General features: G+C 65.6%; 14 protein-coding genes. 7 read left to right on the top strand and 7 right to left on the bottom strand.

Annotated elements, in window-relative coordinates; translation table 11 throughout:
* Window positions 1-10: 10 nt before the first annotated feature.
* Window positions 11-1192 carry an isovaleryl-CoA dehydrogenase gene (locus tag AB4Y42_RS22850; RefSeq protein ID WP_342946745.1) on the bottom strand — a complete coding sequence of 394 codons (1182 nt, stop codon included), beginning with the start codon at window positions 1190-1192 and terminating at the stop codon, window positions 11-13.
* Window positions 1193-1386: 194 nt separating this feature from the next.
* Here AB4Y42_RS22850 and AB4Y42_RS22845 point away from each other — a divergent pair, with 194 nt between their 5' ends.
* Entirely contained in the window at window positions 1387-2112 is a 726-nt protein-coding gene (locus AB4Y42_RS22845; protein ID WP_368688538.1) for a TetR/AcrR family transcriptional regulator, read from the top strand.
* On the opposite strand, the gene AB4Y42_RS22840 is transcribed toward AB4Y42_RS22845, so the two are convergent.
* The gene (locus AB4Y42_RS22840) at window positions 2109-2318 is read right to left on the bottom strand and encodes a chemotaxis protein CheW (protein ID WP_368695420.1); all 210 of its coding nucleotides are present in this window, start codon (window positions 2316-2318) and stop codon (window positions 2109-2111) included. The genes AB4Y42_RS22845 and AB4Y42_RS22840 overlap by 4 nt on opposite strands.
* A gap of 559 nt (window positions 2319-2877) precedes the next feature.
* Between AB4Y42_RS22840 and AB4Y42_RS22835 the strand changes: the two genes are divergently transcribed.
* Together AB4Y42_RS22835 and AB4Y42_RS22830 are read left to right on the top strand one after the other, a co-directional pair.
* The gene (locus AB4Y42_RS22835; RefSeq protein ID WP_368695419.1) at window positions 2878-3267 is read left to right on the top strand and encodes a hypothetical protein; all 390 of its coding nucleotides are present in this window, start codon (window positions 2878-2880) and stop codon (window positions 3265-3267) included.
* 25 nt (window positions 3268-3292) lie between these two features.
* Entirely contained in the window at window positions 3293-3841 is a 549-nt protein-coding gene (locus AB4Y42_RS22830) for a hypothetical protein (protein WP_342918989.1), read from the top strand.
* An 88-nt stretch (window positions 3842-3929) separates the two neighbouring features.
* Here the strand turns inward: AB4Y42_RS22830 and AB4Y42_RS22825 are convergent, their stop codons facing one another.
* On the bottom strand, window positions 3930-7103 hold the full coding sequence (locus tag AB4Y42_RS22825; RefSeq protein WP_368695418.1) for a transglycosylase domain-containing protein: 3174 nt from the start codon (window positions 7101-7103) through the stop codon (window positions 3930-3932).
* A gap of 225 nt (window positions 7104-7328) precedes the next feature.
* Between AB4Y42_RS22825 and AB4Y42_RS22820 the strand changes: the two genes are divergently transcribed.
* Together AB4Y42_RS22820 and AB4Y42_RS22815 are read left to right on the top strand one after the other, a co-directional pair.
* The gene (locus tag AB4Y42_RS22820; RefSeq protein WP_028202622.1) at window positions 7329-7661 is read left to right on the top strand and encodes a hypothetical protein; all 333 of its coding nucleotides are present in this window, start codon (window positions 7329-7331) and stop codon (window positions 7659-7661) included.
* A gap of 221 nt (window positions 7662-7882) precedes the next feature.
* Window positions 7883-8152, top strand: a complete 270-nt coding sequence (locus AB4Y42_RS22815) for a hypothetical protein (RefSeq protein WP_368688721.1) — start codon at window positions 7883-7885, stop codon at window positions 8150-8152.
* Window positions 8153-8255: 103 nt separating this feature from the next.
* On the opposite strand, the gene AB4Y42_RS22810 is transcribed toward AB4Y42_RS22815, so the two are convergent.
* Window positions 8256-8990 (bottom strand): response regulator transcription factor, encoded by a 735-nt coding sequence (locus tag AB4Y42_RS22810; protein WP_368688543.1) that lies wholly within the window; start codon window positions 8988-8990, stop codon window positions 8256-8258.
* Between the two features lie 373 nt (window positions 8991-9363).
* Between AB4Y42_RS22810 and AB4Y42_RS22805 the strand changes: the two genes are divergently transcribed.
* Complete coding sequence (locus tag AB4Y42_RS22805; RefSeq protein WP_368688544.1) at window positions 9364-10665, top strand: MFS transporter; 1302 nt, start codon at window positions 9364-9366, stop codon at window positions 10663-10665.
* Window positions 10666-10792: 127 nt separating this feature from the next.
* On the top strand, window positions 10793-12262 hold the full coding sequence (locus AB4Y42_RS22800) for an MFS transporter (protein WP_368695417.1): 1470 nt from the start codon (window positions 10793-10795) through the stop codon (window positions 12260-12262).
* A 25-nt stretch (window positions 12263-12287) separates the two neighbouring features.
* On the opposite strand, the gene AB4Y42_RS22795 is transcribed toward AB4Y42_RS22800, so the two are convergent.
* The 3 genes from AB4Y42_RS22795 to AB4Y42_RS22785 form a co-directional block, all read right to left on the bottom strand.
* Complete coding sequence (locus AB4Y42_RS22795) at window positions 12288-12557, bottom strand: hypothetical protein (RefSeq protein WP_324160986.1); 270 nt, start codon at window positions 12555-12557, stop codon at window positions 12288-12290.
* Window positions 12558-12627: 70 nt separating this feature from the next.
* A complete protein-coding gene (locus AB4Y42_RS22790) occupies window positions 12628-13065 on the bottom strand; it encodes a DoxX family protein (protein ID WP_368695416.1) in 438 nt (145 codons plus the stop codon).
* Between the two features lie 234 nt (window positions 13066-13299).
* The gene (locus AB4Y42_RS22785; RefSeq protein ID WP_165979491.1) at window positions 13300-13461 is read right to left on the bottom strand and encodes a hypothetical protein; all 162 of its coding nucleotides are present in this window, start codon (window positions 13459-13461) and stop codon (window positions 13300-13302) included.
* Window positions 13462-13605: the final 144 nt, after the last annotated feature.

Here is a 13605-nt window from a genome sequence, read left to right as displayed (position 1 = left end):
TTGCTCAGGATTACATGGTTTCCGCGAACAGCTCGCGGCCGATCAACATGCGGCGAATCTCGCTCGTACCCGCGCCGATTTCGTAGAGCTTCGCGTCGCGCCAGAGACGCCCGACCGGATACTCGTTGATATAGCCATTGCCACCGAGGATCTGGATCGCTTCGCCCGCCATCCACGTGGCTTTTTCCGCGGTGTAGAGAATCACGCCCGCGCAGTCCTTGCGCACCTGGCGCACGTGGTCCCGGCCGAGCGTATCGAGCTGGCGGCCCACCGCGTAGAGATACGCGCGGCACGCCTGGTAGGTCGTATAGAGGTCCGCGACCTTGCCCTGGATGAGCTGGAATTCGCCGATGGCCTGACCGAACTGCTTGCGGTCGTGGATGTACGGCACGACCGCGTCCATGACCGCGGCCATGATGCCGGTGGGACCGCCCGCCAGCACGGCGCGCTCGTAGTCCAGGCCGCTCATCAGCACCTTCACGCCGCCGTTGAGCTGGCCGAGGATGTTTTCTTCGGGCACCTCCACGTCCTGGAACACCAGCTCGCCCGTGTGCGAGCCGCGCATGCCGAGCTTGTCGAGCTTCTGCGCAACCGAAAAGCCCTTCATGCCCTTCTCGACGATGAACGCCGTAATGCCGCGCGAACCCGCTTCAGGGTCGGTTTTCGCGTAGACGACCAGCGTGTCGCAATCCGGGCCGTTGGTGATCCACATCTTCGTGCCGTTGAGCACGTAGCGGTCGCCCTTCTTTTCGGCGCGCAGCTTCATGCTCACGACGTCCGAGCCGGCGTTGGGCTCGCTCATGGCGAGCGCGCCGACGTGCTCGCCGGAAACGAGCTTCGGCAGATATTTGCGCTTTTGCGCTTCGGTGCCGTTACGGTGGATCTGGTTCACACACAGGTTCGAATGCGCGCCGTACGACAGGCCGACCGACGCAGACGCGCGCGAAATTTCCTCCATCGCGACCATGTGCGCCGTGTAGCCCATGTTCGCGCCGCCGTATTCCTCCGAGACCGTCATGCCGAGCACGCCCAGGTCGCCGAACTTGCGCCAGAGGTCCATCGGGAACTGGTCGGTGCGGTCGATTTCGCCCGCGCGCGGTGCGATTTCCTTCGCCGCGAAGCCAGCGATGCTGTCGCGCAGCATTTCGACTTCTTCGCCAAGCGGGAACTGCAAACCGGGTACGTTGCTCATGTGTGTCTCCAGGGAATCTCGAACCGGGCGTAGCTTCGCCCCATGGACGCACATTTCACGCCAGATTTACGTTAACGTCAATAGGTATTTCTGAGTGACGCTCAAGTTGTCATGTAGATGAAATTTCCTTGTCTGGCGGCGTTTTTTTCGCGGATAATTCATTCCATCCTGACGTAAATTGAATCAAGCTCAATATGGAAGCCGTTGCCCCGAAAGCCGTCCTGCCCGCGTCGCGCCGCCAGCCGGCGGGCCGCAAGTCGCAGCAGCGCGTGCGCGAGATCCTGCAGGCGGGGCGCGAAGTGTTCTCGGAAAAAGGGTACGCACGCGCCACCACCGCTGAGATCGCCCAACGCCTCGGTGTGTCCGAGGCGACCGTGTTCAGCTACTTTCGGGGCAAACGGGAGTTGTGCGCGCGCGTGATCGGCGACTGGTATGACGAATCGATCGCCGCGATCGAAGGCGGCCTGCCGCGCGACGGCACCGTGCGCCAGCAGTTCGCATTCATCGTGCGCATGCATCTGCAGTTGATGCTGGAGAGCGGCACCGGCATCTGCGAACTGGTGCTCTCGGAAGGCCGCACGCGGCACCACGATCTGAGCGAAGCGCTCGTGGAAATGCAGCGCCGCTACACGGCGCCGCTCATGCGCGTGCTCGCGCGCGGCCAGGAGAGCGGACAGATCCGCAACGACCTGCCGCTGCGGCTGCTGCGCTCGCTGGTCTTCGGGCCCATGGAGCATGTGCTGTGGGACGCGACGCTCGCCAACCGCCGCACGGACATCGACGCCACGGCCGAGCGCCTCGTCGATGCGCTCTGGTCGGCGCTGCAGCCGCCCAACCTCGAACTCGCCGCGCTCGCGCAGTTCAGCCAGGACGTGGGCGAAGCCGTGCGCCGGCTCGAGCGCGAACGCGCCGCGCGCTAGCCGGCGCGCCCTGGCCGGGGATCAGACGGCCGCTTCCTCGGCAACGCGCGCGCTATCTTCGGCCGCCATTCAGGCAGCAACTGCTTCAGATCGACCACGGAAATCAATGTGGCGCGCTGGTTGAAGAGCCCGAGCCGATACGGCGGCGCGAGCGGGACGGCCGCCAGCGTCTCGGGCGGATTGATGACTTCCTGCAAGCCGGCCACCGGCAGCGCACCCGGCACGGGCCAGATGGAACGAGCCGTACAGTTCGACGTTCGGACCGGCGGCAAGCGCAGTCCACCGACGAGGCCAGCAGCATCGCGACAAGACAAGCAAGCATTTTATTCATGTCGCAATCCTTATTAATTATGAAAGGACGCCGTGGCGCGCCCTGGCGGTGAGGCGCGCACGGTCTACGTCACTCTGACGAAGGGCGTGTGCCCGGAAAATCGATACGGCGTCTTGATTTGTGATGGCGAGGAGAGCCGTCCACGTCGTATCGAGCACAGGCGGCAAGCGCATCGATATCCAATTATTACAACCGGTCGAGGCACGCTCGCACCTCATTGCACGCATTTCTGGGAAAAATGGAGCGCGAAGCGAGCCGTTGCGCGCCGAACGCACTCCGGGGGCCCTTTGCGCCCTGCCAGCCCGGCACCTTCTGTAACAACTCGAAAAATCGGTGCAACTCGCGTAATTGCATTGGTTCCGGCAATGTCATAGCGTTCGATAATTGGCTGGCGCGCGCCGTTGCTCCCGCCTGCCCGTTTCTGGAGATCGTGTGTGAGAAGGTCGAAACTGTTTCTCGGGGCCGCTGCGGCCGCGCTGATCGGCGTGTGCGGCGTAGCACAGGCGGCGCGCGTGGGCGTGTATTTCGGCGCCGGCGTACCGTATTACTACCCGGTCGCGCCCGCGCCCTACTACTACGCGCCGGCGCCCGTCATCGTCGCGCCGCCGCCGCAGGCGCCCGACTACATCGAGCAGGGGCAGGCCCCCGCGATGGACCCGCAGCAAGGCCCCGTCAACGCCGCGCCAGGCGATGCGGCGGGCGACCAGCAGGCAAACCCCGACACCTGGTATTACTGCGACGAGTCGAAAACCTACTATCCATATGTGAAGCAATGTTCGTCGGGCTGGCGCGCGGTTCCCGCCCAGCCGGCGCCGTCGAACTGAACACCTTGAAAATATCGAGCCGCACATGAAATACACGTATCTCGCGCTACTCGCCACAGCGGGGCTGCTGAGCGCATGCGCCGTGACGCCCACGGGGCCGAGCGTGATGGCCCTGCCTGGCACGGGCAAGACTTTCGATCAGTTCCGTGCCGACGACGCGAACTGCCGCCAGTTCGCTTTCCAGCAGGTAGGCGGCGTCACGGCGAACCAGGCGGCAACCGGCGCCGGCGTGGGCAGCGCCGTGGTCGGTACGGCGCTCGGCGCTGCCGCGGGCGCCGCATTTGGCGGCGGCCAGGGCGCGGCCATCGGCGCGGGCGCGGGCCTGCTCGCGGGCAGCGCGGTCGGCATGGGCAACGCACAGGGTTCCGCATGGGACGTGCAGCGCCGTTACGACTACGCTTATCTGCAATGCATGTACGCCACCGGCAACCGCATCCCGGCGCCCGGCAACATGACGATGTCGCAGCCTCAGCAGTTCCAGGCGCCTCAGCAGCAGTTCCAGACAGCGCCGCAACCGCGCTATTTGCCGCCGCCCCCGCCGGGGTCGCCGCCTCCGCCGCCGAGCGGATACTGAAGCTGAAGCGGATATAAACCGCATAAAGAAGAACGCGAGACCTGGTGCATCTGCACCAGTCTCGCGTTTTGCTTTGGATTCCGAATAATCAGTGCGCGTCGTCGAATTCGAGCCCCTTGCCGTTCCACACCACACGGCGCATTTCGCCCGACTGCGGGTCGATGAGCGTCATCTGCTGCGCGGCGTGGACAGGATCGGTTTTCTCATCGCGGTCCGTCGCAGACCTGGATTCGAGCAGCGGCTGCAGCACCGGCGCGAGCGACTTCAGCAGTTGCACCGACAACGCGCTCGTGAACGTATAGCGCGCCGCGTACGGCTCATGCACCCATGCCGTGAGCGTGCCGTAGAAGCGGTTGCCGATCACGAACACGAAGGTCGCGCTGCGGTTCACCTTGCGCGATTCGATGAGCCGCGCGCCCGGCGCGTACACGTTGAAGCGCTGGTCGCCGGTACCGGTCTTGCCGTACACGGGCAGCGTCTTGCCGTCGGGGAGCGTCATGCCGTCCGCGAGGCGCTTGGCCGTGCCGCCCTCCACCACCGACGTCAGCAGCTCGCGCACCACCTGCGAAATTTCCGGCGAGATCAACGCCTGCGGCTGCGCGGACGCATGCACGAAGTGCGTCTCATACGGCGTGCCGCGCGCGAAGTCGAGCGACTCGAAGCTATGCGTCGGCAGCTTTTCGCCATTGCTCGAAATCAGGCCGATGAGTTGCGCGAGCGCCGCGGGCCGGTCGCCCGACGCACCGATCGCCGCGCCATAAGAAGGCGTGATGCTGTCGAACGGATAACCGACCGCGCGCCATGACTTGCCGATCGCGTCATACGCCCGCAGCTCGATCATGTGGCGAATGCGCCGGTTCTGGGTCGCGTGATACTTCGTCTTGAAGAGCCAGCTGTAGGTGTAAAGGCGCGTGTCGCGGCTCTCCTGCTGGACCTGCGCGAGCGTCGCATCCGGGTGCACGCGCATGTAATTCAGCAGCCACAGTTCGAGCGGATGAATGCCCGCAATATAGCCGCGGTCATTGAGGTTGAATTTGTCGATGGCGTACTTGTCGTAGTAGTGCGCGAGGTCTTCGTCGTCGAGCCACTGGAACTTCGTGTTCTTGAGTTGCGCGCGCATCTGTGCATCGAACCACGGCAGCTTGCCGTCGGGTTTCACGCTGCGCAGCACGGTCGCAATGCGCGCCGGGCCCTTGCGCGTGTGCTGCAGCAGGATCGCCAGCGCTTCGTCGTTGCTCTTGCCCGCATAGCGCGTGTAGAAGCGCTTCATATAGACCTGGCTCTCACCATCGGCAAACTGCGTGAGAAAACGCGTGCGCACGACAGGATCGTCGAGCCATTGCGCGGGCGGCCCCGACGTCTGGATCATCTCGTAGTGGACGATATCGCGCATGAGCCGCACGAATACCAGATTCACCGAATGCTGGAACGCGCGGTGCACGGTCAGAATCTGCGCGTTGTCGCTCGACTCGAAATTATTGAAGCTCTGCGCGCCGCCACCGGTGTAGAACGTCTCGCCCGGGCTGGCCGAGTACTTGCGCTCGACGGCCGCTTCCAGCATGGAATGCAGCGAGCGGTCGGACGTCTTCGAAAGATAGTCGATCGCCCAGCGCGTGAGTGCGTCGCTCGGATCGACTTGCGGCAGCATCGCGCGCAGCGACTTCGCGTCGTCGGCCGCGTAGCGCGCGTGCAGCGCGCTCACGATCTGCAGATACGTCACGAGCGTGCGCAGCTTGGCCGTCGACCCCAGATTGAGGCGCGCGCCCGAATTGATGTCGAACGGCTGGTTCACGCTGTCCGTTTGCACGCGCACGAGGTTCTCGCCGCTGCTGCGCTCGAACAGCGTGAAGCTATACGCGATCTTCGAAGGATCGTCGGCGGGACGCAGCATCTCGAAGCCGACCAGACCCGCCTGGCGCGCGCCGTCCTTGGTCGCGGCGTCGGCGAGGCGGTCGCTCACGGCCTGCTGCACGCTGTCGACGAGCGTGGCCGTGGCGGTCAGATCGAGGCGGTCGAGGTCGTAAAGCGTCTTCAGCCCCAGCGCCTGCATGAGCTGGGTGCGCAGCGTCAGCACCGCCTTGCGCTCCACGAAGGAAACCGGCACGCGCTGCGACGGCTTCGAGCGGTCGAGCGTGAGCTGCGTGCCGAGCGCGGCGTCGCGCAGCGCCGGCGTAATCACGCCGCCGGCGCCGAGCAGGCGGATATAGCTGTCGGTCAGCTTCGCGAGCGCCTCGTTGTTCTTTTGCAGGAAGTACGAAGGCGCGCGCTGGGCGATCAGCAGCGAGAGCACCTGGCGGAACGCCAGCGCCTGCGCGTCGAGCGTCTCGGGCGTCAGCGGCGCGCGCAGGACGCGATTGACTTCGCGGAAGTCGCGCCCATACCAGGCGGCGAGGCCGTCGCCGAGACCGTTGACTTCGCCCACACCCGGCTTGGCGGAGAGCGGCACGGAATTCAGGTAGTGCACGAGAATCTGCTGGCGCGCAGGCATGGTCTGCGGGCCGTCCAGATACGCGCGCAGCGACGCGGACGCGATCTGGCGCAGCTTCTCCGGCGGCGTGGAGGTGCGGCCGCCTGTCGAGTGCCGGAACTTCTCGATCTGCGTGGCGAGCGTGCTGCCGCCCGGCGTTTGCTGATGCTGGTTCACGAGGCGCGCACCCTGATCGACGAGCGCGCGGCTAAAGCGTCCCCAGTCGATGGCGGGATTGCGGTTCGGCTGGTCCTGGGCCAGCAGGTATTTGTCTTCGATGAAAAGCAGCGAGTCGCGCACCACAGCCGGCACCGCGTCGAAATTCTCGTATGCGCGCTGCGGATATCGCGTATGAAAGAGCGTCGCACCGGAAGCGTCGCGCAGTACGATGCCGGCCTGATCCTTTTCTTCGAACGGCAGAAAAAGCCCCTCGTCGGCGACGGCGATCATGCGATCTGAATCGCGCGCCTGCGCGGCAATCGCGAAACCGCGTTCCGCAAGCCGGTTCTCGAAGGTGGGCAGTTGCGCATAACCGAGCCGCACGTCGTACGGCCCGTTCGCGGTGGGAAAGCGGATGTTGTGGCTCGGCCCGTTCTCGACCGTAAAACCGATGTCGCGCGTGAGTTCGGAGAGATAGCGCGCCTGCAGGCGCGACGTGTCGATTTCGATCTGAACGATGCGCGCGATGATGACGAGGGCAGCCAGAAACGCGACGACGAATCCCCACTTGACCCACCTGAAGAGTGAGCCAGCGCCAGCGGCGCGAACAGGAAAGCGTACCGATGGGCGGTTCATGCGTATTCTCCTGACGTCACGTCAGATTTCCAGACGGCACCCCTTAAATAGTCTATCTCGCTCCGTAGGTTCTTGCGCGCCAGTATGTAGGGCTTCGCACGCACGTCGCACTGCCGCAACACCGATGCCCGGCGCGTGACAGTTTTGCGGCATTTTGCGCCGGCGCCGTGGCACGGCACATGCTCCCGATATAATAATTGACTATTTCGTTGGATACCGGGAAATATGAAGAAGCTTGCCGTGCCCCTTGCCCTTTCGCTCACGCTCGGCGCGTGCGCGTGGTTTCAGAGCAACCCGGACGCCGGTCAGCCGGTCATCGATTCCACAACCAACCGGTCGGTCCAGGACGTCATCTCGTGCCTGACCGTCGAAGCCTCGCGTCACGGCGCCAGCTTCACCACCTCGCCGCTGCCGCAAGGCCAGATGCTCGAATTCGGCGACTCGAACGTCATCAAGGTTCGCACCGACAACGGCGCGACGACCTACCGCTATTACGCCGGCAAACGCCACGCCTCGAACCTGTGGATCGAGGGTGCGAGTAAAACCTGCGCGCCTTGAACATTTGACAGGCCGTTTTTGCCGGGCCGCCGTCGCGCGGCGTTTCGCGGCGCCCTTCGCGCCCTTTCTATTACAGCCTTTTACATCGATGCGCGCCGTGTAGCGCGCTGACACATTTTCGGCGGGCGTTTTAAGAATCGCTTAAGTCTTCGTCCGCATCATCGCTTCATCTAGAAGAAACGAACGCTGCAGGAGGTTCCGTGAAACAGCAAGACCCGCAAATCCAGGCGACCAGTCAGGTCGACAGCGAGGCCACGCCCGGCGCGAAGCCCGCTCGCCGCACCTTGTTGCGCCGGTTGCTGAGCCACCACGAGCTTGCGACCCTCCTGTTGCTGCTGCATGCGCCGATCGACGCGCACGCCAAACCGGAGATTCCGATGCTCAAGGAAGCCGGCCTCGTCGAGCAGGTGCAGGACGACGCCGGTGACCCGCGCATCCGCCTCACGACGGAAGGCAACGCCGTGCTGCAAGGACTCGGCCTCGCGCGCTGAGGTTGCCGCGCGCGGCGCGCGACGCACCAGACAAGACGGCGGCACGCCATGCGTGCCGCCGTCTTTTTTTATCGAACTACAGAATGAATCGCAGCGCTTCGCCTCAAGCCGACTCGAGTTCCGCGTCTTCGGCGGCGAGCGCCTCATTTTCGTCCTGCAGGCACAGCAGCCGGTAGCCGCTCTTGTAGACCGGCTGCAGCCGAAAGCCGTTCGGCGTGTCGATCTCCAGCAGCAGACGCAGCCGCGACACGTGGCTGTCGATCGTGCGGGTCAAGGTCTGCAACTCGCGCCCCCACACCATCGCGTAGATGTGATCGCGCGAGAGCACGCGCCCGATATTCGAGAAGAACAGCGCCGCCAGCCGGTATTGCGTGGTCGAGAGCAGCACAGGCTTGCCGTGGACGCTGACCGCCTGATGCCGCAAGTCGAAGTGATAGGCGCCGGCGTCGATCGTCAGGTTCTCGAAGCGGTCGGGAAACGCGCGGCGCAGGAGCGCGTGCACGCGCGCGCGCAGCACCGAAGGACAGACCGGCAGGCACACGTAGTCGTCGGCGCCGATAGAAAACGCTCGCACCACGTTCTCGTCGGAAGCGTCCTCCGAGACGAACAGCACCGGTATCTGGCTACCGTTCACGGCCCGCAAGGTTTTCAGCAGCTCCGCGCCGGCGATTTGCGAGCCCTGCCAGTCGAGCAGGAGCATATCGACGGTCGAGGCGGCCAGCGTCCTGGCAAGCAAGAGTGCGTCGCCGGACGCAACGCAGGCGTGACCGCATTGCGTCAGCACGCGCTCGAGCTGCTGGCGATGGTCAGCGTCGCGCTGGAGAATCGCGATGCGCATGGTGGGGGCCTCTGATGGATCGATGATGAAACCGGGCAATTTTGTGGATATGTGCAAAATCTGCCCATCGGACGAGTCCGAATTCGAGAGCGCTTCACCGTTTTCCCACAGCGGCGCGGCAGCGTCCCGACGGGTCGCGCAGCGGGCAGCTCGCAGGCTTCCTGTAGAATCGCGCTCTGGCCTGAAGTCGTCGCACGTCCGCCCACCCTCGCGGACGCGCTGTTGCCGTGCCCCACCCTTGCGCCCGCCTATCCGACGACCGCCGCCCCGCGCCACGCGCGCACCAGGCAAATTCGGCCATCACGGACGTCCACACGCGTTCCGCACGCGCTACATACAACGTCGTACATAACAACACCCTGGTTTTTCGGAAATGCAAGCAACAGAAATTGGCGTGCGCACGCCTGCCGCTGCGCGCGCGCTCGCCCGCAGCGACTACAAGACGCTCGGGCTCGCCGCGCTCGGCGGCGCTCTCGAGTTCTACGACTTCATCATCTTCGTGTTCTTCGCGCCGGCTATCGGCCAGTTGTTCTTCCCCGCAACGATTCCCGACTGGCTGCGCCAGCTGCAGACTTTCGGCATCTTCGCGGCGGGCTACCTCGCGCGGCCGCTCGGCGGCATCGTCATGGCGCACTTCGGCGACCTGCTCGGCCGCAAGCGCATGTTCACGCTCTCCGTGCTGCTGATGGCGCTGCCCACGCTCGCCATGGGCTGCCTGCCCACTTACGCGACGATCGGCGTGCTCGCGCCCGTGCTGCTGCTCGCGCTGCGCGTGCTGCAAGGCGCGGCCGTAGGCGGCGAGGTGCCGGGCGCGTGGGTGTTCGTCTCCGAGCACGTGCCGCGCCGCCATACCGGCTATGCATGCGGCACGCTCACGGCGGGCCTCACGTTCGGCATCCTGCTAGGCTCGCTGATCGCCGCGGCGGTCAATCATCACTACGCCCCGGGCGACATCGCCGCCTATGCCTGGCGCATCCCGTTCCTGATTGGCGGACTGTTCGGCATGTTCTCGGTGTATCTGCGCCAGTGGCTGCACGAAACGCCCGTGTTCGCGGAGATGAAGGCGCGCAAGTCGCTCGCCGACGAAATCCCGCTCAAGGCCGTGCTGCGCGATCACGGCCGCGCCGTGATCGTCTCGATGCTGCTCACGTGGATGCTTTCGGCCGCCATCGTCGTCGTGATTCTCATGACGCCGCCGCTCCTGCAGAAGCAGTTCCATCTCGACGCCACCACGTCGCTGCTCGCGAACTGCGTCGCGACGCTCTTCCTCACCGTGGGCTGCGTGAGCGCGGGCGCGCTCGCGGACCGCTTCGGCGCGCGCCGCGTGCTCGCCATCGGCGGCATTGCCCTCGCCATTGCCTACTACACGCTGTTCCGCCAGATCGCCGTGGACAGCTCGATGCTCATGCCGCTCTATGCGCTTTGCGGGCTGCTGGTCGGCACGATCGGCGCGGTGCCCTACGTGATGGTGAATGCGTTCCCGCCCGTGGTGCGCTTCTCGGGCATCTCGTTCTCGTACAACGTGGCGTACGCCGTGTTCGGCGGCCTCACGCCGATCGTCGTCGCGCTGCTGATGAAGTCGGCGCCGCTCGCGCCCACCTACTATGTAGCCGCGATCTGCGTGCTCGGTGCGATCACGACGCTGTTCTTCAAGGACCCGCAGCGGGAGGACTAAGTGCGCCGCGGTGCGCACTGAATGCGCACGGGACGGCCGCCACTGATCCGGCACCTTTTTGCCGCCGGCTTCGATGTTTCACCTCGCGCTGAAACGTCGAAGCCGGCGAGCGCCCTACCATGGGCGCATGAATACCTCACACCCCACCCCCGTCCATTTCACGCCCGCGCTCACGCGTATCGTCGCGACCGTCAGCGTCGGGTTCGTCGTCACGCAGCTCGACGTCACCATCGTCAATATCGCGCTCGCGCGCATTGCAACCGATCTCCATGCGAAGGTTGCGGGCCTGCAATGGATCGTCGACGCCTATACGCTCGCCTTCGCCGTGCTGATGCTCTCGGGCGGCGTGCTCGGCGACCGCTACGGGGCGCGCCGCCTCTACGCCATCGGGCTCGTGGTGTTCGCGCTCGCCTCGCTGGCCTGCGGGCTCGCGGCCAATCCGGTCATGCTGATCGCCGCCCGCGCGCTGCAGGGCGCGGGCGCGGCGGCCATGCTGCCCAATTCGCTCGCGCTGCTCAACGAAGCATGCCGCCACGACCGGGCGCTCAGGGCGCGCGCAGTGGGTTTCTGGACCGCCGCCGGCGCGATCTCGATCGCCGCCGGCCCGGTGGCGGGCGGTCTGCTGATCGCGGCGTTCGGCTGGCGCAGCATTTTCCTCGTGAACCTGCCGCTGTGCGCGGCAGGCCTGTGGGCCGCGCTCGCCTGGATTCCCGCGCCGCGCCGCCCTGCGCACGATGCCAGCGCCGCCGGCGCGCCCGCCGTGCGCAGCCTCGACGTGCGCGGCCAGCTGCTCGCCATCGTGGCGCTCACGGCCTTTGCGGGCGCCGTGATCGAATGGCGGCCGCTCGGCTTCACGCACTGGGCGGTGGCGGGCGGCTTTGCGCTCGCCCTCCTCGCAGGTTTTGCGTTCGTCTCGCTCGAAGCGCGCACACACGACCCCATGGTGCCGCTCGGCATGCTGCGCAACCGCACGTTCAGCGCGGCGGTGCTGTTCGGTATCTGCGTAAATCTCACCTATTACGGCACGGTGTTCGTGCTCGCGCTCTATCTTCAGCATGCGCGCGGCGAGACGCCGTTGCAGGCGGGCCTCGCGTTCCTCCCGCTCACCGGCGGCTTCCTGCTCTCGAACCTCGTGAGCGGCCATGTGGTGGCGCATTACGGCACGCGCCGGCCGATGATCATCGGCGCGCTGATCGCGGGGGTCGGCTACGCGCTCTTGATCGGCGTGGACGCCTCGACGCCGATCGCCTTCGTGCTGCTCGCCTTCCTGCTGATTCCCTCCGGCATGGGCCTGGCGGTACCGGCGATGACGACGGCCGTGCTCTCCTCGGTGGAGCCGGCGCGTGCGGGGACGGCCTCGGCACTGCTCAATACGGCGCGTCAGGCGGGCGGTGCGGTGGGGGTGGCGGCGTTCGGCGCGCTCGCGGGCGGGGCGGGCGCGGCGCAGGTCGTGGCCGGCCTGCGTGCGGAAAGCGCGGTCTCGACGGCGCTCCTGCTCACGGCGGCCGGGCTGGCCTGGTTCGTGAGGACAGAGCCGGCGCATGCGGGCGTGCGCCACGTCGCGCCGGCGCGGGTGAACGAATCGGAATCTCGCTGAGACAACCGCGAGCCGGCGTGCGGCACTACAGCGACGCTTCCTGGATCGCGCCGGAGTCGATTGCGCGGGCGATCAAGCCATCGTTCTGTGCCTTGCGGATGGCGTGAGCGATCAGCTGGTCGGGCTCCTCGAGCTCGGCCTTGAGCGTGCCGATAAGCCCGGAGGCGTCGAGGATCACCAGCGTCTTCGCGGTATCCGCCTCGCTGATGAACACGCGCCGCGTGCCGTCTTCCGCAAGACTCGCGCAGAACTGCCCGGTCTTGCCTGCCACGTTGAAGTCGAAGTTCTGTATCAAGGCCTGCTCCCTCTACACCCGGTTGCCCGGTGGTTGCAAATCGACACTCGCGCCTCGCCACGCGAAGGCGTCAGCCTCGCAGGCCGCCGCCGCCGCGCGGCGCGCGCAGACCATCAATGGAAGCACGTCCCGCGCCCGTCACGGTCAGCAGCAGGAAACCGCCTGCAATCGCCACGTTCTTCCAGAAATGAATGACCGCCTCCTGTTGCGCCGCGGCCTGGGTCATGTTCCAGAAGTCATGCCCGAGTATCGCCGTGACGATAGCGTACACGGCCAGCAGGAACGCAACCGCGCGGGTGCGCACGCCCAGCACGATCGCAATGCCACCGAGCAGTTCGACGGCGGTTGCGACGATCGCACCGTACGAGGCATACGGCACGCCCTTCGAGTGCAGGTAGCCGACGAACCCCGCGTATCCCAGCAGCTTCATGGCACCGCCCCAGAGAAACAGAATGGCGAGCGCGATGCGGGCGATGAAGACGATGAAGGAATCAGCGGGACGGGTCATGGAGGGCTCCGGGATGCAATATCGGAATGACCGCGGGGCGCACGCTCAGTTCCCTCGACGTGAGGCGGCAGTGGCAGACGATGCGGCACGCGGAATGGCGTGCCATGCGCTGGAGCGAAACGAACTAACTCGGGAGTTGATTCGGAATGCTATGGAATTTGCCTGGCGCACCGTGCCGCGATTCGTTCGCGATGCCCCCGAGCGATTGCGCAAACCGACGCGGTGCTGGCACGCTCAATGCTTGTGATGCATGCCGTGCGGCCGATGCGCGTCGAGCCAGCGAGTCAGGCGCGCTTCGAGCGTGCCTCTGCTGCGGCGCGACACGGCCCACATGGCCGCACACACCAGCAACATGACGCCTGGTCCGAGCAGATAAGCAGCAACGGTTTCCCTCATGGCAGTCTCCTCTGCGCGACGCCACAGTCCTGAGAATTTTTATTCTAGGCGATAGCGCGGCACACGGTAAACGTCGTCCACGAATGCAGCAGGGGCGTAAACCCGAGGTTTTCATATATCCGTTGCCGGCCGCTTCTTTACCTC

It is taken from the genome of Paraburkholderia sp. EG286B (assembly GCF_040965655.1).
Lineage (GTDB): Bacteria > Pseudomonadota > Gammaproteobacteria > Burkholderiales > Burkholderiaceae > Paraburkholderia.
The sequence above is the reverse complement of the archived record's forward strand: the minus strand, read 5'-3'. Positions and strand labels throughout refer to the sequence as shown.